Annotated in this window: 19 protein-coding genes; 6 read left to right on the top strand and 13 right to left on the bottom strand. The window is 50.6% G+C overall.

Features of this window, described 5'->3' with window-relative positions:
• Positions 1–4: 4 nt before the first annotated feature.
• The 10 genes from NUS69_RS09140 to NUS69_RS09185 form a co-directional block, all read right to left on the bottom strand.
• A complete protein-coding gene (locus NUS69_RS09140) occupies positions 5–271 on the bottom strand; it encodes a hypothetical protein (RefSeq protein WP_258083481.1) in 267 nt (88 codons plus the stop codon).
• A gap of 67 nt (positions 272–338) precedes the next feature.
• Positions 339–890, bottom strand: coding sequence for a [protein ADP-ribosylglutamate] hydrolase (locus NUS69_RS09145; RefSeq protein WP_258085071.1), 552 nt, complete (start codon positions 888–890; stop codon positions 339–341).
• A 45-nt stretch (positions 891–935) separates the two neighbouring features.
• Positions 936–2,210: an amidohydrolase family protein gene (locus NUS69_RS09150; protein ID WP_258083482.1), complete on the bottom strand. Its 1,275-nt coding sequence runs from the start codon at positions 2,208–2,210 to the stop codon at positions 936–938.
• A 72-nt stretch (positions 2,211–2,282) separates the two neighbouring features.
• On the bottom strand, positions 2,283–2,744 hold the full coding sequence (locus NUS69_RS09155) for a thermonuclease family protein (RefSeq protein WP_258083483.1): 462 nt from the start codon (positions 2,742–2,744) through the stop codon (positions 2,283–2,285).
• Between the two features lie 161 nt (positions 2,745–2,905).
• Positions 2,906–3,415 (bottom strand): hypothetical protein, encoded by a 510-nt coding sequence (locus NUS69_RS09160; RefSeq protein ID WP_258083484.1) that lies wholly within the window; start codon positions 3,413–3,415, stop codon positions 2,906–2,908.
• A 99-nt stretch (positions 3,416–3,514) separates the two neighbouring features.
• Complete coding sequence (locus NUS69_RS09165; protein WP_258083485.1) at positions 3,515–3,886, bottom strand: hypothetical protein; 372 nt, start codon at positions 3,884–3,886, stop codon at positions 3,515–3,517.
• Positions 3,887–3,895: 9 nt separating this feature from the next.
• Entirely contained in the window at positions 3,896–4,660 is a 765-nt protein-coding gene (locus NUS69_RS09170; RefSeq protein WP_258083486.1) for a hypothetical protein, read from the bottom strand.
• A 162-nt stretch (positions 4,661–4,822) separates the two neighbouring features.
• Positions 4,823–5,596 (bottom strand): S-methyl-5'-thioadenosine phosphorylase, encoded by a 774-nt coding sequence (locus tag NUS69_RS09175; protein ID WP_258083487.1) that lies wholly within the window; start codon positions 5,594–5,596, stop codon positions 4,823–4,825.
• 90 nt (positions 5,597–5,686) lie between these two features.
• Complete coding sequence (locus tag NUS69_RS09180) at positions 5,687–6,070, bottom strand: hypothetical protein (protein ID WP_258083488.1); 384 nt, start codon at positions 6,068–6,070, stop codon at positions 5,687–5,689.
• A gap of 6 nt (positions 6,071–6,076) precedes the next feature.
• Positions 6,077–7,030, bottom strand: a complete 954-nt coding sequence (locus NUS69_RS09185) for a hypothetical protein (RefSeq protein WP_258083489.1) — start codon at positions 7,028–7,030, stop codon at positions 6,077–6,079.
• A gap of 328 nt (positions 7,031–7,358) precedes the next feature.
• On the opposite strand from NUS69_RS09185, the gene NUS69_RS09190 reads away from it, so the two are divergent.
• Both NUS69_RS09190 and NUS69_RS09195 read left to right on the top strand, forming a co-directional pair.
• On the top strand, positions 7,359–8,087 hold the full coding sequence (locus NUS69_RS09190) for a proteasome assembly chaperone family protein (protein WP_258083490.1): 729 nt from the start codon (positions 7,359–7,361) through the stop codon (positions 8,085–8,087).
• A 9-nt stretch (positions 8,088–8,096) separates the two neighbouring features.
• Positions 8,097–8,477 (top strand): DUF473 domain-containing protein, encoded by a 381-nt coding sequence (locus NUS69_RS09195; protein ID WP_258083491.1) that lies wholly within the window; start codon positions 8,097–8,099, stop codon positions 8,475–8,477.
• Here NUS69_RS09195 and nucS read toward each other — a convergent pair.
• The 3 genes from nucS to NUS69_RS09210 form a co-directional block, all read right to left on the bottom strand.
• Positions 8,474–9,226: an endonuclease NucS gene (gene nucS / locus NUS69_RS09200; RefSeq protein WP_258083492.1), complete on the bottom strand. Its 753-nt coding sequence runs from the start codon at positions 9,224–9,226 to the stop codon at positions 8,474–8,476. The genes NUS69_RS09195 and nucS overlap by 4 nt on opposite strands.
• A gap of 35 nt (positions 9,227–9,261) precedes the next feature.
• Positions 9,262–11,772, bottom strand: a complete 2,511-nt coding sequence (gene radA / locus NUS69_RS09205; RefSeq protein WP_258083493.1) for a DNA repair and recombination protein RadA — start codon at positions 11,770–11,772, stop codon at positions 9,262–9,264.
• Positions 11,773–11,959: 187 nt separating this feature from the next.
• The gene (locus NUS69_RS09210) at positions 11,960–12,976 is read right to left on the bottom strand and encodes a potassium channel family protein (protein ID WP_258083494.1); all 1,017 of its coding nucleotides are present in this window, start codon (positions 12,974–12,976) and stop codon (positions 11,960–11,962) included.
• Positions 12,977–13,663: 687 nt separating this feature from the next.
• Here NUS69_RS09210 and NUS69_RS09215 point away from each other — a divergent pair.
• From NUS69_RS09215 to NUS69_RS09230, 4 genes are all read left to right on the top strand, one after another.
• Positions 13,664–14,287, top strand: coding sequence for a DNA-binding protein (locus NUS69_RS09215; protein ID WP_258083495.1), 624 nt, complete (start codon positions 13,664–13,666; stop codon positions 14,285–14,287).
• Positions 14,288–14,682: 395 nt separating this feature from the next.
• Positions 14,683–15,930: an ORC1-type DNA replication protein gene (locus NUS69_RS09220; protein ID WP_258083496.1), complete on the top strand. Its 1,248-nt coding sequence runs from the start codon at positions 14,683–14,685 to the stop codon at positions 15,928–15,930.
• The gene (locus NUS69_RS09225; protein ID WP_258083497.1) at positions 15,930–18,038 is read left to right on the top strand and encodes a DNA-directed DNA polymerase II small subunit; all 2,109 of its coding nucleotides are present in this window, start codon (positions 15,930–15,932) and stop codon (positions 18,036–18,038) included. Before NUS69_RS09220 ends, NUS69_RS09225 begins: the two co-directional genes overlap by 1 nt.
• Positions 18,039–18,040: 2 nt before the next feature.
• Positions 18,041–19,117 (top strand): hypothetical protein, encoded by a 1,077-nt coding sequence (locus tag NUS69_RS09230; RefSeq protein ID WP_258083498.1) that lies wholly within the window; start codon positions 18,041–18,043, stop codon positions 19,115–19,117.
• Positions 19,118–19,285: the final 168 nt, after the last annotated feature.

The following is a 19,285-nucleotide window of genomic DNA, read 5'->3' on the forward strand; positions in this document are numbered from 1 at the left end:
CCCGCTATTTCCTGTCAGATTTTTCCGTTCCGCTGGACGAGAAATACCAGAGGACGGAAAAGAAAACAACGGAAACGACGAAAATCATAACGAACATGTCAATACTGCTTATGTCCGATGTTCTTGGCCAAGGACCCGGGGAACATAGATCGGTTGACGCGCAGATCAGTTTTCTGATGGAATAGTACAGAACCAAAAAGCCCGACAGGAAGAGCGTGACAAATCCAAGAGCGAGCCTCTTGATGAGTTCCTCAACCCTTTCGCATGACATCGCGCGCCCCAGTGAATTTTTAACTTGACGAGTTATATATTTTTCCACAGTATAACGTTTAAAGTGCTCAGTGCAAACCGAGGGTTTCAACTGCGGTTCTGTAATCCCTCCCCGAGTACAGCACGAGATAGACTTTCTCCACGCTCTTCGCTTCCTTCGAGAATTCCTCAACGACCCCCTTAAACGTCCTCACAACCTCCTCAAGCGGACAGCCGTAGATGCCGGCGCTTATGGCAGGGAAGGCTATGGTTTTGACACCGAGCTCGTCGGCCTTCCTCAGCGCTCCCATAATTGCTTTTCGGAGCCTCTCCTTCCTGTCCTCATCCCAGACGCCGCCGCAGTATGGCCCGACCGTGTGAATGACGTACTTGATTCCGTATTTTTCAAGCCTCATCGCCGGCGTTACAACGACCTCGCCGTGCTCGATGGAGTTCTTTCCGAGCTGCTCCCTCATGGCTCCCTTGCTTATCCTGATATACTCGCGGGCGTCTCCAGCGGCGGCCTTTGCTATCGCGTAGGCGACGCCACCTCCGTGTTCCAGATAGCGGTTCGCGGCGTTGACTATGGCCTCGGCCGGAAAGCGGGTTATGTCCCCACGGACAATCTCGAAGGAGACCACCGAACTCACCAGGCAAATTTATGAAAGAGAAAATTTAACCCTAACTCAGGCCAGCTTCTCTATCGTTTTTTCGGCATCTTCAATTATCTTCTCCTCGTCGAGCGTGAGGACCTCACGGTCGAGCATGAGGATTTTTCCGTCGACTATCGTAGTCTCAACGTCGTTTCCACTGGCCGAATAAACCAAGTGGCTTATCACGTTGTTTATTGGCCTCAAGTGGGGCCGGTTGAAGTCAATGATTGCTATATCCGCCAGGTAGCCCTCCTTTATGACCCCGGCGTTGAGGCGCAAAGCCCTGGCCCCATTGAGGGTCGCCATCCTGAAGACCGTCTTAGCATCGGCAACCGTTGGATCGAGGTTGTGCACCTTGTGGAGGAGAGCGACCAGCTTCATCTCGTCGAGCATGTCGAGGTTGTTATTGCTGGCGGCGCCGTCGGTCCCAAGACCGACATTTACACCCGCGTTCAGGAGCCTCTGAAGGGGCATCACGCCGCTCGCGAGCTTCATGTTGCTCGCCGGATTATGGGCGACGGTGACACCGTGCCTCGCGAGTATCTGGATGTCCCTGCTGTCAAGCCAGACGCCGTGGGCGATTATAACGTCGCTCCCAAAGAAGCCGATTTCATCGAGCAAAACCACGGGGCTCTTGCCATAGCGCTCGCTTATCTGGCCTATCTCGGCCATCGTCTCGCTCACGTGGATGGTGATGAGCTTGCCGTGCTCGTTCGCGAGCCTCCTTACCTCCTTGAGGAGGGCTATGGAGCAGGTGTACGGTGCGTGCGGCCCGAAGACAAAGTGAACCCTGTCGGAGCCGAGCTTCTCGATAAACTCCATCACCCGGAGGGCCTCTTTGATCTCCTTCTCGGTTTTCTCGGGGTCGCCGAGGTCTATCATGCCGTAGCTGAGGTACCCACGCAGGCCGGCTTCCTCCACAACCTCGGCAACGGCGTCCATGAAGAAGTACATGTCGAGAAACGTGCCGGTCCCGCTCTTTATCATCTCCAGCGCACCTAGGTATGCCCCAACCTTGGTGTACTCCCTCGTAAGCTTTGCTTCCCTCGGCCATATGTGGTTCTGCAACCAGTCCATCAGCGGAAGGTCGTCAGCCAGGCCACGGAAGAGACCCATTGGTGAGTGGGTGTGGAGGTTTACGAAGGCCGGAGAGACAACGCGCCCCTTGGCGTCTATGACCGTGTCAGCGGGCTCTGTGATGTTTTTGGCCACCTTAACGATTCGATTTCCCTCAATGAGAACGTCACCCTCAACGACCTCAAAGCCCTCGCCGTAGATAACGCGGCCGTTTTTGATGAGAATGCTCATGACCACCACCCCTGTTTTAAAGGGGTGTGTTTCCGGTGGAAGTTAAAAAGGTGTCGGAGAAGAGAAAAGCCCTCAAATGGGAACCCAGAGGCTCCAGGAGTAGGGGTTGAACTCGTTGTAGTGGTCCCAGATGCTCGCGTAGCCGCTCTCAACGAGCCACTCATTAACGTTCAGGGCGTAGCCGTAGTACCAGAAGGGAAGGTAGAGCACGGCAACGACCCTGCCGTAGCGGTCGGTTTCGTAGACGTCATCGACGTCGAGGTAGACGTAGCGGCCGTATGTATCGAGGAGCCACTCCAAAGCGGCCTTCGATTCCTTGCCTTCATCGGTGTATATCTCGGGCGCGTTTATGTCGGCGAAGCGGATCTTGAAGGTTTCTCCAGCTTTGTAACCGTAGTAGGAGTGAAACCACACGGTGTCGCCATCAACCACCTTTGTGACGTAGCCGTAGGCCTGGAACTCGTAGGTGCTGGCAAAACTTAGTGCTGAAACCACTAAGAGCACTATTGTTATTAAAAGTACTCTCCTACCCATTAAAGGTCACCACAGACCATTAAAAAACCAGTATAAATCTTTACTCCCCAACTTTTCAGGAAACATAGAAAGATATCTCAGTAAGAGTCCAAACGCTCTTCACCAGAAACAAACACAGTTTCATAAAAGAGAAAAGGGCATGGTCCAAAAATAAACGTACGCTATTTTGTCACCTCAATCGTCTTGTACTCCACCACAATCGCCAGTCCGGCTTGTTTTATTGTGATTCTCTCCGGCAGTTTTCCGTTGAGTTCAACCTCGTAGGTTGGCATTCCTTCAGTCTTTGGTTTGAGAAGCAAGATGTCTCCCTCCCACGTGACGTTGAAGGACTCAAGGTTGGTGAGTATTGAAGCGAAGGGATCGAGGGCGTTAATGTCTTCCATGGTGGCGTTAAGGACAAACGTTCCGTTGGCGGTTATAATCTTCTGGATTCCGTTTTCTATGACGATTTTTTGAACCAAGGAACCGTTTATGTAATCCTTTCTAGTGATTTTGTCGGGCTTTGTAAAGGAAACATGACTCTCAAACGTCTGATTGCCGATTTTTATTGTTTCGTGGGCCGTAAAGGAGGTGATGGAAGACCAGTAAGAGATCACATCTTCCTCCGAATATGTATGGAAAATACCTCCCAAAGCCAAGACTGTCAATAATATCAGTACCCACCACTTCATTTTCCTACCCCCTGATTAATCTACGAATATGCTTCTCAGTTGATGACACCTATACACAACACTTATTCTACACTACTAAAGTTATTCAACATGCACTCATTACGCTTCACCACCGATGAGAATTCGAGAATACCTCTCTAAAATTCTCCTATGCTCAAGATTCTTTTCACGAGAAATAAAAAGAGCCATGATCCTTTTGCCCTCTTCTTTGTCAATATTCCGGGTTATATTTCTGTAGAGACTCCACAAGAGCCATAACTTCTGTTTTTTATAATGAATACTTCTCCGAATCAACAACAGGTAAACCATCAAGACAAGGGCAGATATCACAGCCGCCATTAAAGAACTTCCTTTAAAAGCGGAGAATATAACTATAGTCATAACAAAAGATATAAAAAATTCATCTAAAACAATCCCCCAAAAAATATGTAAAAAGTAAGTTCGGTTGAAGAGTTTTTTTAGGGCCACCATAACACCCCCTCAACAATATCCTGCTTTTTTACATACTTCATGGGGGCTTATGTACTTGTTGTATTTTAAGTACTCAACTACAATTCCACTTACAACGCTACAAATCGGAAAGCATGTGGCAAGGCATGTTGCCACTGCACCCGGAATTGGAGTGGACATTAAACACACCGTGCCACACACCCCAGTACATGCAACAGTTCCTCCTAGCTTTATCACAGCATCGGCCACATATTCACAAATGAAACATTTCAAAGATCCCCAAAATCCCAGCGGACGAATCTCCTTATGAATATTTCCATTAATATCCACAGTATAAACTTCTATTTCATGAGATCCTAGCACATATCTGCCCAGTGCCAACGCAGAGCCATATTTGTTCTGGACATAAACCAGTTGCCCCACACTAGTGGATCCAACCAGCGGCACCTTAACTATTTCTGTCGTTGTTCCGTTGTACTCCACTATCAAAACGGTAGCTTTTTCGTACACTGGCACAAGGTTTTGATCCCGCAGGTGCTCCCTCAGCATTATTGAATCTTTAGTATTGAAAGCCCTTAGGGCCATTAGATACGTCGTCGGCCCCCTAAGTTCCTGCACCCGGAGATCCTTCGGTAGGCTCACGTTCCCTGAACAACAAGGACATTTTAGAGTAGTGGGAACATTCGGAGTTGACTTTGGCACAACATCAGACGCCGCCATGGCAGAGCTAGCTGTTAGGCCAAGGATGAGGAACACAACCATTACAGTCAGGAACCGCTTCACGGGCATCACCATTATTGATGAAGCAAAAGTCATATTTAAATTTTACGCTTTACCATAGTATTATCTTTTTTTCCAATACGTCACAAAAGAGACTGTCTAAGGAGTATCAAACCAACCACGCGTCATATTAAAAACGTAGAAAAGAAAAACAATCCCAAAAAGTAATTATAAAAATCACACGAACATGCTCTTCAAAACATCGGCGCAGCCGCACTTTCTCTCCTCCGGAATGAGCGGGATGGCCTTCTTGAGCAGTTCCTGAACCTTGTAGTTGTTCTCGGCCATGACCTTGAGCACCTCCTGAGCGTCAACCGGCTTCTCGGCCCAGACGTCGTAGTCGGTGACCGTTGCGATGTTCGCGTAGCACATTCCAAGCTCCCTGGCGAGGTTTACCTCCGGGACAAGCGTCATGCCGATGATGTGGGCGAACTGCCTGAACATGAAGCTTTCTGCCCTCGTTGAGAACCTCGGCCCCTCGATACAGACGTAGGTGCCCTTCTCGTGGACTGGGAAGCCGAGCTCTTTGGCCGTCTCGTAGAAGATTTTCCTTATCTCAGGGCAGAATGGGTCGGCCATGCTCACGTGGGCGACGCGCGGTCCGTTGTAGAATGTGTAGTCGCGCTTCTTGGTAAAGTCGATGAACTGGTCTGTTATGACGATGTCTCCCGGCTTGTACTCCTCGCGGAGCGAGCCGACGGCGGTAATGCCGATGACCGTCTCGACGCCCAGTTCCTTGAGCGCCCAGATGTTCGCGCGATAGGGAACCTCGTGCGGTGGGAACTCGTGATGCTTGCCGTGACGAGGTATGAAGGCTACCTCAACGCCCCCTATCTCCCCTATTTCCACTGGAGCCGAAGGCCTGCCGTAGGGGGTGTGGACCTTCACCGTTTCCTTAGGCTCGAAGACGCCGTAAACACCTGAACCACCCATGATACCAATCTTCACCATAGACATCACCCTGTAAAAATAAGCCCCGTGTTATTTAAGGGTTGCTTTTCCAGTGGAAATATAACTCCCCACAGCAGTTAACTCCTTTTATCACCCACCCATCGTTATCACCGGTCTTAAGTAAAAATTAAGAGCAGTCAACAGCAGTAGAGACCCGTACCAGAGGACAACCCAGGGCAGAAAGACAAGTGCTGTGTGAACGTAAACACCACCTAAGAAAACGCTTGGGAATTCAAGGGGAAGGGCAATTGCCACGTAGGTGGTTAAGAGGGACTTTAACGGCAGACGATCACCAGCAACACCCATCAGAAGCTCCCACGCGGCCACAAAGACTATGTACCCCCACCACGCAACGGCGGATAGTTTTTCAAAAATCCAAAAGTTGTACATAACCGTTAGAAAGAGCGGATAAGCAAAAGCAAAAACCCTTAGAAAAAGCCTCAAAGATATGAGGAAACGAAGGGAGTACCTCATATCCCACTACCTCCACGAATAATAGTGCCAGATCTTGGCCATATCCGGGCTAGTATCTACAGTATTCATGAGGTGGTTCCAGGTGTTGCTAACGTAAACTTCAACGGAAGAAGAAGAATACAACTTAATTCCATAACCATGGGTGGGTGCTGGCGTTGCGTATGTCTGACTTATCTCATGACAAATTAAATATCCACATTCTGTATAGGTACTAGATGTCGTTGGGAAGATTATTGAGCCATCTTTGACTTCGATGCTTTCTATGTCTTCACATCCATAAGTATCATCTCTCCCAGGATATAAAATATGACATCGTGTCCAGTCATACACAGCATTAAGTGAAGGGTCCGGGTGGTCCTCATCGTAGAAATGAAGTTCATACTTTACACTCGTTGAGTCATAATAGACAACTATTTTAAAGAGGTCATTATGGCCATCTACGTTGTATTGGTATCCCTTGCTGTCAGTTCCCGTTCCTCCGTTAATATCAACCTTAACTTGAACCCACCAATGGATTGGGTAGGGGATTGAAGAGCTCATCGGAGCATAGTAATAGTCATAGACTTTGCCGTTAGTCTTAACTGAGGCAACTTTAATGGGCTTCACGACTAATACCTTGGCGTTCTTGGGGTAAAAGCTCCTCTGGTAGAGGTAGGAGACGTAATCGCTTACCAGTAACCGCTTAAGGGTTTCCCTCTGCTCAGGTGCGAGGTTTTTAGCATGTTCAGCAATCTCAGCATCAAGCTGTCTGTCAAATCTCTTCAAAACGAGGTTGGTGAGCCTGTTCACAAAATGCGGGTCGTTGATAGTTCCTTTGGTATGTGCAATATCAATCTGCTCCATAACAAAGAGATCAATAACCGTCCAGCTGTCCACGTCAGCCTGAGGTCGTGCACTAACAAACCCTGAAAAAACAAAAACAAACATCAGAACTCCGGCCAAGAGTCTTATCCATTTCAAAGATATCACCATTAGGTGTTGGGTGTTAGACGTATATATAATTTTCTATTAGTAATGGTTTAGAACATAAAACTTGAAAATAGAAATATGGGCATTTTAAGAAATTTTTAATACTCTCTCCTAATATCCCTTCTGCTATGTTACAGGACAAATCAGCTCAACGTTGCATCCTGTCCAAACCCATTTACCCCACATTGAATCCCCTTGAAGGGTTTAATGACTTTCCGGGACAGGTAACATCGACTTTAGTTCAAACAATCTCTCTGGAAATGAAAGAATCCGAAAATTTAATAACCTTTTGGAACTAAATTTCTCCGGGGGTGGTACCGTGGAAAACGGGAGTCCGGTCAAGATAGTTCTGCCGGAGATAAAAAACCCCATCCTGATAGAGGGCTATCCCGGAATAGGCCTGGTCGGCCACATAGCGGCCAACTTCCTGGCGAAGGAGCTTGAAATGGAGATGATAGGCTACGTGGAGAGCCCGTTCATCCCGCCCATGGCCCTGATCTTCGATGGGAAACCCAACCCTCCGCTCAGGTTCTACGGGAAGGACAACATAATACTGGCAACGGCCGACATCTACGTGCCCCCAACCCTCGTGAGCGAGATAGCCCGGGAGCTCGTGAGGTACCTCAAGGACTCGGGGGCTGACAAGATAGTGTCCCTCGGGGGCATAGGAATAGGCTTCTTCAAGGAGAAGATGGACGTCTGGGGGGTTGGGGCAAAGGAAGAGCTGAACAGGGAGCTTGAGAATCTGGGCGTGAAAATCCTCCAGTACGGTTCGATAATGGGGATGAGCGGAAAGCTCCTCTGGGAGGCGAGCAAGGAAAAACTCGACGCCTACGTCCTCCTCGGGGAGACGTTCGGGGACAGACCCGACCCGAGGGCAGCAGCGAACGTCATAGAAATCCTCAAGAAGCTGACGCCGATAGAGGTCTCAACGGAGCCGCTCATCAAGGAGGCGGAGATGATAGAGACCCAGCTGAGGAAGATGCACGAGCAGATGGAGCAGGCAAGAAGAAAGGCCGAGAAGCAGTACGAGAGCATCTACCTGTGAGGTGGGAGCATGGAGGCTATAACCCTCGCCGGAATCGCGAGGCGGGTTCTCGATGAGCTTTTGCGGAGCCCGTACAAGACCCTTGAGCTAAGAAGCGCAAGGAACGTCATTGCCCTCGAAAAGGCTCAAGAGCTTGGACGGGTCTTCCTCACATACGAGACATTCCAGGATGTCACCGTGGGCACGGAAGGGCTTCTCGCGGAGATACTCCGCCTGGAGAGCATGGAGCAGAGGATTCCATGGGAGGAGAGCGACGAGAGGGAAGTGACAGTGTGCAGGGCGCAGGTGAGGCTCCTCGGCCTCGGTAGAATAGTCGAGGTGAGGAAGAGGAACACGGTGCTGGTGGTCAGGGTTCGCGAGATGTTGCCGCAGGAGATGGACATAGGCTAAAAAAGAGTTTTCTGCCTGCCTTTTCCGAGCTTTTCCCTCTTCGGTGGCTGAACCCTTCTGAACTCAAGGCCCTCCTTTTCGAGGAGCTTCTTTGCACCAGCAGTCAGGGACGGCGCGACCAGTATTCCCCTGACGTTCCTGTGCTCCTTTCCCAGGGCTTCGACGTAGCGCTTGAGCTGGCTGACGGCATGCAGGTCGGCCTTCCTGCGCTTAAGTTCAAGGACGACGAGGTTTCCGTCCCTATCGCGGCCGAGGATGTCCACTATGCCGTGGCCGATCTGCTTTTCCCGGAAGAGGGGCTTGAAGCCCGGCTCGATGAGTTCGGGATTTCGGAATACCATCTCCGCCATCTCGGCCTCGCTGCCGGTCAAAGCAAGCTCCTCGTAGTCCTCGGCCTTGAAAAGAGAAACTAGATAAACCTCTTCCAGCTCAACTTCGAGTATCTCCTTCGGCTTCCTCCTCACGGAGCGGAGGATGATTACGCCATCGCGCTCCTCAACCGTTACGAAGCTCCCGGGCGGCTGCCAGTTGACGGGTTCCCTCTTCCTGCTCTGGTGAATGAGAAAGGCACCATCCGGCTTGATTATTATCACCCTGTCGCCGGAGCCGAGCTCGCTCTTGGCTCTCCCGTCGTAGTGAACCTTACACCGGGCAAATATCGTCAGCATTGCCTCGGACGACAGGGCGGAATCGACTATCCTCAAGAGCTCATCGCGGGAGGGGTTCTGAACGGCCTCAACTTTCGACATGGGGAGAAGTAAAGAAGAGGGGTTAAAAAGCTAACTCAGTCCTCAACGCCCCTGTCGGTTATCCTGAAGATCGCCTCCCCCTCGGGAAGGTGCGGGCTGTCTATGAGCCTGGCGACGCGCTTCCCGGCCTTACCCTTCCTGAGGTATATCCTAAGCGTGGCGCTGTGGGCAAGGATGTGACCACCAACGGGCCTCGTCGGGTCGCCGAAGAACGCATCGGGCTTGGCCTGAACCTGGTTGGTGACGAAGACTGCTATATCGTAGAGGTCAGCAATGCGGTGAAGGTCTGCGAGATGTTTCGCCAGCTTCTGCTGTCTCTCCGCCAGAGTCCCCCTGCCGACGTACTCGCTCCTGAAGTGGGCCATGAGAGAATCAACGACGAGGAGCTTTACAGGTCTGTCTGTCTCCGCTTTCTCCTTGATTATCTCCTCCGCCTTCTCGATGAGGAGCATCTGGTGGTTGCTGTTGAAGGCCCTGGCCACGTAGATGTTCTTGAGGGTCTCGTCCGGATCGAGACCTCGGTTCTCGGCGATCTGCCTTATTCTCTCGGGCCTGAAGGTGTTCTCGGTGTCTATCCATATGACCGAACCGTGGAGGCCGCCCTCCTCCTCGGGGAGCTGAACCATCACCGCGAGAGTGTGAGCCAGCTGAGTGTTATGGAGGACGAGGCCGTTCGGCGCTATGAAGTTGTGGGTCTCTGGGACAACTAGGTCGTAGACCCAGTCGTTGTACTCAACAAGCTCAACGGACTTTACCTCATAGAATTCCAGTTTTTTAAGGAACTCAATGAATTCAATGGCTTTTCTGGCAATCTTCTCGTGCTCTTCAATCTCACGCAGGAGAGCCGAGATTACTCTGCCCCTAAGGGGTTCGCGCTTTGGAAGTCCCCTGGCACGGTAGTTTGAAATCTGCCTATCGGTAAAGCCATACTTCCTGAGAACCGTCCACGGGAACGGAAGCTCTGGTTTCTCCCCGTTTTCAATTGCTTTCTTTGTGAGTTCAAGCCTGTTGAGGGCATCCCTGAAGTAGTCAGAGATTCTTTCGAGAGTCCTCTCGGTGAACCAGACGTTCTTACTGCGTGTCAGGATGTGGTATGCAGTTTCACCATCCCTCTTTGGCAGTCTGAATTCAGAGTAAAGGGCAGAGAGGTACCTGGCCACTGCTGGAGGATAACGACCAACGCCGCGGCCAGGTAGCTTCGAGTTCTTGAGGATGGAAACCCCAAGAACCGAGCTGAAGGAAGCCCTGTCCTCACCAGTTATGAAAATCCTGTAGTAAGTTTCTCGGTTTATGACCTTCTCGGAGACCGTTGGGGAAATCCCGAGGCGCTTCAGCAGGAAGACGATACCATCAGCCAGGTTCCTGCTCTTGGTGACGAACTCAATGTGGGACTCGGCAACGTGGCCATCACCGTCGAGGTAACCGGCGAGGAAGCTTACTATCGTGTCCTCATCACCGTTGAGTATTTCCTCCGGAACGACCTTGCTTTGAGCGTTCGAAGCTGAGAGCCCTCCAAGCCACTCCGCAGTTTTCTTGCGGAGGAGTATCCTGTAGAGACCGCGCCTAACTTCAACCTTTGGCTCATAGCCGTCATGGCGCTTAATGAACTCAACGATGAAATCCCTGAGTTGTTCAGAGGATGTGGTTATTGAGAGCGGATTCGATGTCCCTTCCGCAACGAAGAGACCGAGGAAATAGGCCATTTCATCGGACAAGTGTGTAGAATTTGCGGGAACCTTGCGAACGCCAACAATCACATCGCCTTCCCTGAGCTCCCCCGCGCGAACCCACTGAAGGCCGTTTCTGAAGACAAGAACAGGGTGAACTGCGGTTATCCTGAGCTTCCGTCCCCGAGAGAGGTTAAGCTGAAGTATCTTTCTGACCCACTCGCGGTACAGATAAGATGCCTTAGTGCGCTTTATTTCTCCGGTCGCAGGATCAAAGGTGTAGACGCTGACTGTTTCCAGTGGAACCGCAAAGCCAGTATCAAAGGGAACTTCCCTCCCTAAAGCCCTGTACTTCTCGTACATCTCCTCTATAGTCTCAAAGTGAACGAGAGTATCGTTTTCGTAGTAAACTTTCGTATCCTTGGCAAAGCACTTCCCGCTTCCGAACTCTCCGAAGACCTCGGTTATGGCCTGGGTCTCGACTCCACCGCCGACGAGCTTATCGAGGCTCTTGCTTCCAGTGGAAATCCTGCCTATGGTTCTGCGCTTCTCCATGTACTCGTCCGCCCGCATGAAGGTTCCTATGTTTGCCGCTTCCCTGGCGGCCTGGATTATCTTGAGAGCAGCACCCTCACTTATGCCAGCTATCTCCTTGAGCTCCATAGGGGATGCAACGGCTATGGCCTCAATGCTGTCGTAGCCGGCCTCGCGGAGCTTCTCGGCAGTGGCTGGCCCAACACCCGGGAGGTCTTCAAGGGTCTTTATTTCTTTCTCCTTCTTTTTCTTAGTTGAGCTTGATGGGGACTCCGTAACGACATCGAGCTCCTCAAACTCTTCGAGCTCTTTTATTTCATCGTCAGCCTTCTTCTTCCGTGGCATCTCACTCACCCTCTACACCTACCTTTCATAGGGGTAAAAAGCCGAAGGGTTATATACTTTTCTTTCCGATGGGGAGGTGGATGAAACTGCCAGGTATTAAGAAATATCACAAATCCCTGCTTCCGAAAAACTGTTCTGCGCTGAAACAGGGCATGTGACCAGATACAAAGGGAATAAAGCAACACCATCAATTTTTTCCACTGGAAGAGCCGGGCCTTATAACGATCAGTTTGGATCCTTCAGGGATTCTCTCGTCCAGCGCAGGGCTGAGGACGGGCTTTTCCCGATAGTAGCCAAGGAGGAAGTAGCCCTCCTCACGGAGGCGCTTCATAGCCTCGACGTATGGGACACCCCAGAGGTTCTTACGCTCCAGAACGGAGATGTCGTAGCCCCCTGTTGATGTGGTAAGATCATCTATGACGTCTACCACCTCTGGCTCGAAAACGGAGCTGGCCAGCAACCTTCCTGCGAGGCTCCTGCTGAGTATCACCCTATCGGCTCCGGCCCCTTTGAGAAGCTCCAGGCTCTCCCCGCGGAGGGCCTCGACGAAGACCTTCGCGTTAGACATGCGCTTCACCATGAGGGTCGTGAAGACGGACTTCGAGTCGTCCTCCAGGGCGAGGATAACGTAGGATGCCTCCCCCACATGGGCGCGCTCCAGCGTTTCCGGATTCGTGGGGTCACCTATGAGGACCTCCACTTCCTCTGGAAGCTCGACCTTCTTCCTCTCGCTTTCATCTGGAAAGACCACCACTATGGGCCGCATCTCTACATCTCCACTGGAAATCGCCGCCATGAGTTCATTCACACAGCTAGGGAAACTGCTCCCCCGACCGATTATCACGTAGTGTCCGGAATAGTTAACCCTGTGCATGCCCATCATCCTCCTTAGAGACGACGAAATGAAGTATTCGGCCAGAATCGAAACAAGGGCCGTAAACGTCGAGATCCCGGCAACGGCAGCGACCATCGCCACCGCGCGGCCGGCCTCTGTCTGGGGCGTTATGTCACCATAGCCGATTGTGGCCATGGTTATGACTGCCCAGTAAAAAGCCGTGTAAAAGCTCACGTTCTCGAAATACATGAACAGAAATGCGAAAACAACCGCCAGCATGAGCACGAGGGTAGCTATTTGCAGGAGCCGGTTCCTGCTGACCTTGACCTTCATTCTGAGGAGTCTCCGCACTAAGGGTACCGGAATCATGATGTACACTATGATGCCCGCTTTAAAAAATTATCACCCATGCCCCCACACATCCACGGATGGACTCATTTTTCCAGTGGAAACGAAGGTCTTTTTCGATGCCCATCTGAAAGACCCCCCCAGAGTTTCATTTCCACTGGAACCCAGTTTTGGAGATGGACGGGTTTAAGCCGGCAGTTTATAGAAAGGGCAATTTATAAAGCGGATTACAAATGCCAAATCTACAATTTTTAAATAATGTTGGATTCGTGATGAACTAATTTTCATCACTATAAGCGATTGCATGATTTTTATGAACATTGTTCATGAAAAAATATAAATACTAGAAGTCGTAGATGAGACGGGAGAGTTTCACCAGAAACACAAAACAATGAGGCGAGTAGCCATATCCGTGTTCCACAGGAAACAAAACTCCCAGGGGTCACGTTTTGTTAACGGTTTATCAAAGACGATAACAATGCTGTTTTCTCAAAATGTCTCGATAATTGCTCTGATGAACTTGTATGGATATCCATAAGAGTACATTCTTCTTTCAGTGGAAGTGATGGAATGCACCCATCGGTTCCTTTACAAATCGAAACTCTCGATGTGCATTACTGTACATGGAACCCCTTTGCTTCCTGTGGAAACTACGCTTCGGGTGCAATATTATTAACCCCTTATAACAAATTTGTATCGGTGGTTCGCATGGAGGATATTGAAACCCTGGTTCTGGAGTGGTTGAGGGCAGGCAATGACAATGCCGAAGACATCGTTGACCTGCCATGGTCTGTTAAGGAAATGCGGCCGGGAATGTACGTGGCGGAGCATCCGAGGATGCCCTTCTCCCTGCTGGTGGCCTTCTCGGAGGACTTTATACACCTGCTGGTGCCTCTGGGCTTGGAGACGTTCTCCATGACAAAGGACGAGAAGCTCAAGGTGTACCACACCCTCCTGCGTCTCAACGACCAGGTGAACCTCATGAAGTTCACCCTCTCGGGCATGGATGATGATGTTTACCTCCGCGTTGACTTGGATAAGAAGACCCTCGGGAAGGAAGAGTTTAACGACGCCCTAACGTCGCTCCTAATAGGACTGATGTCTGCCGTCTCAGCGCTGGGCCTTGAGGAGGCCTTTGCGAGGGAGATCTTTGACCGCATAGTTGGAATGGTTCTGGAAAGAGTCGACCACGGTGCCAGCAGGGATGAGTTAATGAGGTTCCTAACTGTTAAAGTTGGGATGAGTGTGGAGGATGCCAAGAATCTGCTCGACGAAGTGTTCGCGGCCAAGAAGGAAATGGATGAACGGGGTAAGGACGTGGGTTATTTCTGAGCTTTTTACCCCCATGATTTTTCCATGTGGACATTTTCTTCCGGTCCGCTTGCACTAACGGCTCCTTGACGCCGTTTTGGGGATATATTCGGGGAACCCGGCGACAAAGAGGGGTGATTCGGCCTTATTTTCATTGATTATCTCTTCTATTTTCCACCTGCCTTTTTACATCCGCCTGTTCAACAAGGCATATAAACCCCTTGGCTCGACTATCTATGCTTTCCTCTGCATCCGGTGCTTCCTCTGGAGCACATGTTTGATGTTCAGGATCTCTTAGATAGAATTGGCTGATTGACAACTATGAGGTATAAAATTATCATATGTTCAACAAATAAAGAATTTCATGAATAAAAATCAGCGATGGGGCTGGATTTCCAGTGGAGTGGGTGGTGTCCATGGACGACAATTACCTTGATTCAATCTTTGAGAAGTACCTTCACGCCAAGAAGATCTTTAAGAATAAGGAGGTTCTCAGGCACAGTTATACGCCTCGGGAGCTTCCCCACAGGCGTGAGCAGATTGAGAACCTTGCCCATATCCTCGTTCCCGTTCTCCGCGGAGAAACACCTTCCAACGTTTTCGTCTATGGAAAAACCGGAACCGGTAAGACCGTAACCATCAAGTTCGTGACTGAGGAGCTCAAGAAGATATCCCAGAAGTATAACGTCCCCGTGGATGTTATCTACGTCAACTGTGAGATAGTCGACACCCAGTACCGCGTCTTGGCTAACATTGTGAACTACTTCAAGCTTGAGAGCGGTGTCGAGGTTCCCCTTGTCGGCTGGCCGACTGATGAGGTCTACGCCAAGCTCAAGGAGGTTATAGATGCCAAGGAGCGCTTCGTCATAATAGTCCTGGACGAAATAGACAAACTCATCAAGAAGAGCGGCGACGATATACTGTACTCCCTGACGAGGATAAACACGGAGCTTTCCAAAGCCAAAGTCAGCATAATCGGTATTTCCAACGACCTTAAGTTCAAAGAGTACCTCGATGCCCGTGTTCTCTCAAGTCTGAGCGAGGAGGAAGTGGTCTTCCCGCCCTATGATGCCAACCAGCTCCGTGATATTCTCATGCAGCGTGCAAAGGACGCCTTCAATGATGGTGTTCTGGACGATGGGGTCGTTCCTCTCTGTGCGGCTTTGGCCGCGAGGGAGCATGGAGATGCTAGAAGGGCTCTGGACCTCCTCCGTGTCGCTGGGGAGATAGCAGAGCGTGAGGGGGCCAGCAAGGTCACTGAGAGGCACGTCTGGAAGGCACAGGAGAAGATAGAACAGGACACCATGGAGGAGGTTATAAAGACCCTTCCGCTTCACTCAAAGGTCCTCCTCTACGCCATAGTCCTCCTCGATGAGAACGGTGAGCTTCCCGCAAACACCGGTGACGTTTACTCCGTTTACAAGTCCCTCTGCGACCACATCGACCTCGAACCCCTCACTCAGAGGCGCGTGAGCGACCTTATAAACGAGCTCGACATGCTCGGCATCATCAACGCCAAGGTCGTCAGCAAGGGCCGCTATGGGAGAACCAAGGAGATTCGCCTGAACGTAACCCCTTATAAGGTTAAGAACATATACCGTCATGACCACCAGCTCCAGACCGTGCTGACAATCAGCATGTCCCGCCAGAGGAGGCTGCTCTGATGGGTCTGATCGAGGATTTGATGTCCAATAACTATTTAATCACGCCCTCGGCTTACTATCTTCTAGTTGATGCCTATAAGAGAGACTTCACGCTCGCGGAGCTCATAAAGTTTGCAAAGGCAAAGGGGACCTTCGTGATAGACTCTGCACTGGCAAAGGAGTTCCTGTCGCAGAAGGGTGTCTCTCCAATGGAAAGTTCCACCCAGTCTCCGTCCCAAGAAGCACCCTCCCTTGAGGAATACATCTCGTCTGAGTCGGCCCCAAGTGGGGAAATCTCAGAGGAACCGTCTTCTCTCAATGAATCTGCGGAGTTGGCAGCTTCTTCTACGAAAATGGCTGAGGCAGTTCTTTCTTCTGGTGACGCCTCTCGAACGTCTATTTCCACTGGAACCATCCCTGAAAGCGGCGAGGAAACATATGAAATTTCGCAATCTGGGGAAGAAGAGGGCAGTTTTTCTGGGGGGGAGAGTTTCATTTCCACTGGAGATGTCGAGACCGCAGGGGTCGGAGGGGACTTCGAATCTGAAACCGAAGTTAAAGAGTCCATCTTATCTGAGGCTTCAGATGAAAGCCTTCCCGTGGAAAGTGAAACCGTTGTTGAGGAGGCTCTCCCCGAAAACGGCAATGGCTACAATAACGGCTACGTTAACGGTGATGAAAACGGAAACGGGGTTAAGCCCAAGGTGGTCTATGGTGACTACGGGGTGCCCATTGCATACGTAGGCGAGGAGATTCCCGGGAAGGAGAAGAGCTACTCTGTCTACTCAGATTTCAAAATCTCTCCCGTGGAGGGCTTTCACTACAGGGCAAAGGAGATACCCGACGACTATGAGGTAGTCTTCGATGTGAAGAACGTTAAATTTGCCCTCCCCAAGGCCAAAAATGCTGCCGGAAAAGAGGGGGACATCATAATCAAGGTCTACTCCGACTACTTCAGGAGCAGGCTCAGGAAGATGCGCAGAATCCTCCGCGAAAACCCGGAGATAGGTGGTGTGATAGACATAGCCAAGCTGGGATACGTGCGGGGAGATGACGAGGTAACCATCATTGGTCTCGTGAACAGCAAAAAAGAAACCGCCAAGGGCTTTATGTTCGAGGTGGAGGACAATACCGGTGTTATCAAGGTCTTCATAAACCGCAACAACGAGGAGAGCAAGAAGTTCTTCCAGATAATGCCCGATGCGGTGGTGGCCTTCAGGGGGCGATACTCTGGAAGGGGAATATTCTTTGCGAACAGGATTTACCTCCCTGACGTTCCCAAGTTCAAACGCGAGAAGCCGCCCCTTGAGGAGAAGGTTTACGCAGTTCTTCTCAGCGACATTCACGTCGGTTCGAACAAGTTCTGCGAGAAGGCCTTCATGCGCTTCCTGGAGTGGCTGAATGGAGACGTAAACAACAAGGCCGAGGAGGAGTTCGTCAGCAGGATCAAGTACATGATAATTGCCGGTGACGTTGTCGATGGCATCGGCATCTATCCAGGCCAGTACAACGAGCTTGCCATTCCCGATATCTTCGACCAGTATGAGGCCTTGGCCAATCTTTTGAGCAACGTGCCGGAGCACATAACCATGTTCATCGGCCCGGGCAACCACGATGCGGCCAGAACAGCCCTGCCACAGCCGGGCTTCTACGAGGAGTACGCGAGACCCCTTCTGAAGTTGAAGAACGCGGTTATAATAAGCAATCCCGCTGTGATACGGCTCCACGGCAGGGACTTCCTCATAGCCCACGGCAGGGGAATAGAGGACGTCGTCACGGCTCTACCAAACAGGAGCCACCACAGGCCGGCGGAGGCGATGCTTGATCTTCTCAAGCTCCGCCACCTCGCGCCGACCTTTGGGGAGAAGGTTCCTATAGCTCCGGACTCGGAGGATACCCTCGTCATAGAATCCGTCCCAGACCTCTTCCAGGCGGGTCACGTCCACGTTATGCAGTACAAGATGTACAATGGGGTTTTTCTTATAAACACGGGCACGTGGCAGGCGCAGACCGAGTTCCAGAAGATGGTTAACATAGTCCCGACCCCTGCGAGGGTTCCGATAATCGACATCGAGACTGCCCGGCTGAGGGCGGTTATAAGGTTCGACCAGTACTGTGAGGGGGTGTGATTGTGGGTCTCCTTATCGGTTCCGATGAAGGAGACATAAAGTTCGTTGGGCGGCGCGGAACTTTCATCGCGAGAATCGGGGTTGCCGTAACGATTAGGAAGTCCAGTTATGGCTCTTTTTTGGACCTTTACCGTGAGTTTTTTGAAGATTTCAAGGAGGATCTGAACTTAAAGACCCCCCGGTGGATTTTTTCGTCTTCGGATGTTAGGGGGTTTCTCATTGGTGGGGACAACGACCCGACGGAGTATTTCCTGCGTATGAATGAGTTCGTTGAAAAGGTTGTTGTCCCAGGGGGTGTTATAACCAACTTCATCTTTGCTTCTTTTGGCGTTAAGAAAATTAGCATGCCGGATGGGTCGCAGGTTGGTGTTATGAATTTCATTAAGAAGAAACTTGGCTCGTACTTCTCTTACATTCCTGCTTGGGTCGTTCTATCTCGTTTGGGTCGGTCTCATCCAGTCGTTTATATTGATAACTTCAACCCTTCGCCGAGAACACTCGCATGGGAGAAGCTCTGCAGGGATTCAAAAAAATTGGTGGTTATCCCCAATGGTGACAAGGTTAATCCTCTGATATCAACTGCAGACCTCGTCCTCAGGTACATCAAGGAGAGCATACTGCTCTCAAAGTGGAGACTTGATGTGCCTTCTCTTCTCCAGAATTTGTCCTCGATAGGGTTCGCTCCAGACCTGTTAAAGGTGTACCATGTTGGTAGCAGAAGCCTATCTAAAATCGTGCCTGTTTCAACTGAAAACGATGTTCTTCCCCAATCATGGTATCCCATCCCCATGATTTACGTTATCAGGGAAGGTTTGCTCCCGGAGAACGAACAGCGTTTAATTGAAAAATCTCCGGCATTTGAGTACATTCTGAGACACGCCTCCGAAGTTGGGGGTTCGATTAAGTTCCTTGCCCTCCAGAGTGGTGCAGGTGGCGATGTTGATGAGCTCCGCAGAAATGGGGGAATTCTCGTTTCTCTTGGTCCCTATGGCCATGGAACTGGAGAATACCTCGCCTCCTTGGGATTCCCAGTAACCCATCTAACAATATCTGAACTTATCTCCAAATACGGGGGTTGATACAATGGCTCGAAATCTTTTTATACTGATGTGTTCAAAAATGAAATGGGGATACCGCCAGGCTAGGCGGTATTCCTTAATATTGACCTATAAGCTACTCTTGAATTTTTACCTTTTGTGGAGTCTCGTTGGATCTACTTGCGAATCTCTTCTTGAAGTAGGGGTGAT

It is taken from the genome of Thermococcus thermotolerans, from assembly GCF_024707485.1.
Lineage (GTDB): Archaea > Methanobacteriota_B > Thermococci > Thermococcales > Thermococcaceae > Thermococcus > Thermococcus thermotolerans.

What these genes read in the sequence shown, in the direction of transcription:
- NUS69_RS09140 (WP_258083481.1), bottom strand. Translation starts at nt 271, where the DNA reads ATGTCATGCGAAAGGGTTGAGGAACTCATCAAGAGGCTCGCTCTTGGA.
- NUS69_RS09150 (WP_258083482.1), bottom strand. Translation starts at nt 2,210, where the DNA reads ATGAGCATTCTCATCAAAAACGGCCGCGTTATCTACGGCGAGGGCTTT.
- NUS69_RS09155 (WP_258083483.1), bottom strand. Translation starts at nt 2,744, where the DNA reads ATGGGTAGGAGAGTACTTTTAATAACAATAGTGCTCTTAGTGGTTTCA.
- NUS69_RS09160 (WP_258083484.1), bottom strand. Translation starts at nt 3,415, where the DNA reads ATGAAGTGGTGGGTACTGATATTATTGACAGTCTTGGCTTTGGGAGGT.
- NUS69_RS09165 (WP_258083485.1), bottom strand. Translation starts at nt 3,886, where the DNA reads ATGGTGGCCCTAAAAAAACTCTTCAACCGAACTTACTTTTTACATATT.
- NUS69_RS09170 (WP_258083486.1), bottom strand. Translation starts at nt 4,660, where the DNA reads ATGGTGATGCCCGTGAAGCGGTTCCTGACTGTAATGGTTGTGTTCCTC.
- NUS69_RS09175 (WP_258083487.1), bottom strand. Translation starts at nt 5,596, where the DNA reads ATGGTGAAGATTGGTATCATGGGTGGTTCAGGTGTTTACGGCGTCTTC.
- NUS69_RS09180 (WP_258083488.1), bottom strand. Translation starts at nt 6,070, where the DNA reads ATGAGGTACTCCCTTCGTTTCCTCATATCTTTGAGGCTTTTTCTAAGG.
- NUS69_RS09195 (WP_258083491.1), top strand. Translation starts at nt 8,097, where the DNA reads ATGGAGGCTATAACCCTCGCCGGAATCGCGAGGCGGGTTCTCGATGAG.
- nucS (WP_258083492.1), bottom strand. Translation starts at nt 9,226, where the DNA reads ATGTCGAAAGTTGAGGCCGTTCAGAACCCCTCCCGCGATGAGCTCTTG.
- radA (WP_258083493.1), bottom strand. Translation starts at nt 11,772, where the DNA reads ATGCCACGGAAGAAGAAGGCTGACGATGAAATAAAAGAGCTCGAAGAG.
- NUS69_RS09210 (WP_258083494.1), bottom strand. Translation starts at nt 12,976, where the DNA reads ATGATTCCGGTACCCTTAGTGCGGAGACTCCTCAGAATGAAGGTCAAG.
- NUS69_RS09215 (WP_258083495.1), top strand. Translation starts at nt 13,664, where the DNA reads ATGGAGGATATTGAAACCCTGGTTCTGGAGTGGTTGAGGGCAGGCAAT.
- NUS69_RS09220 (WP_258083496.1), top strand. Translation starts at nt 14,683, where the DNA reads ATGGACGACAATTACCTTGATTCAATCTTTGAGAAGTACCTTCACGCC.
- NUS69_RS09225 (WP_258083497.1), top strand. Translation starts at nt 15,930, where the DNA reads ATGGGTCTGATCGAGGATTTGATGTCCAATAACTATTTAATCACGCCC.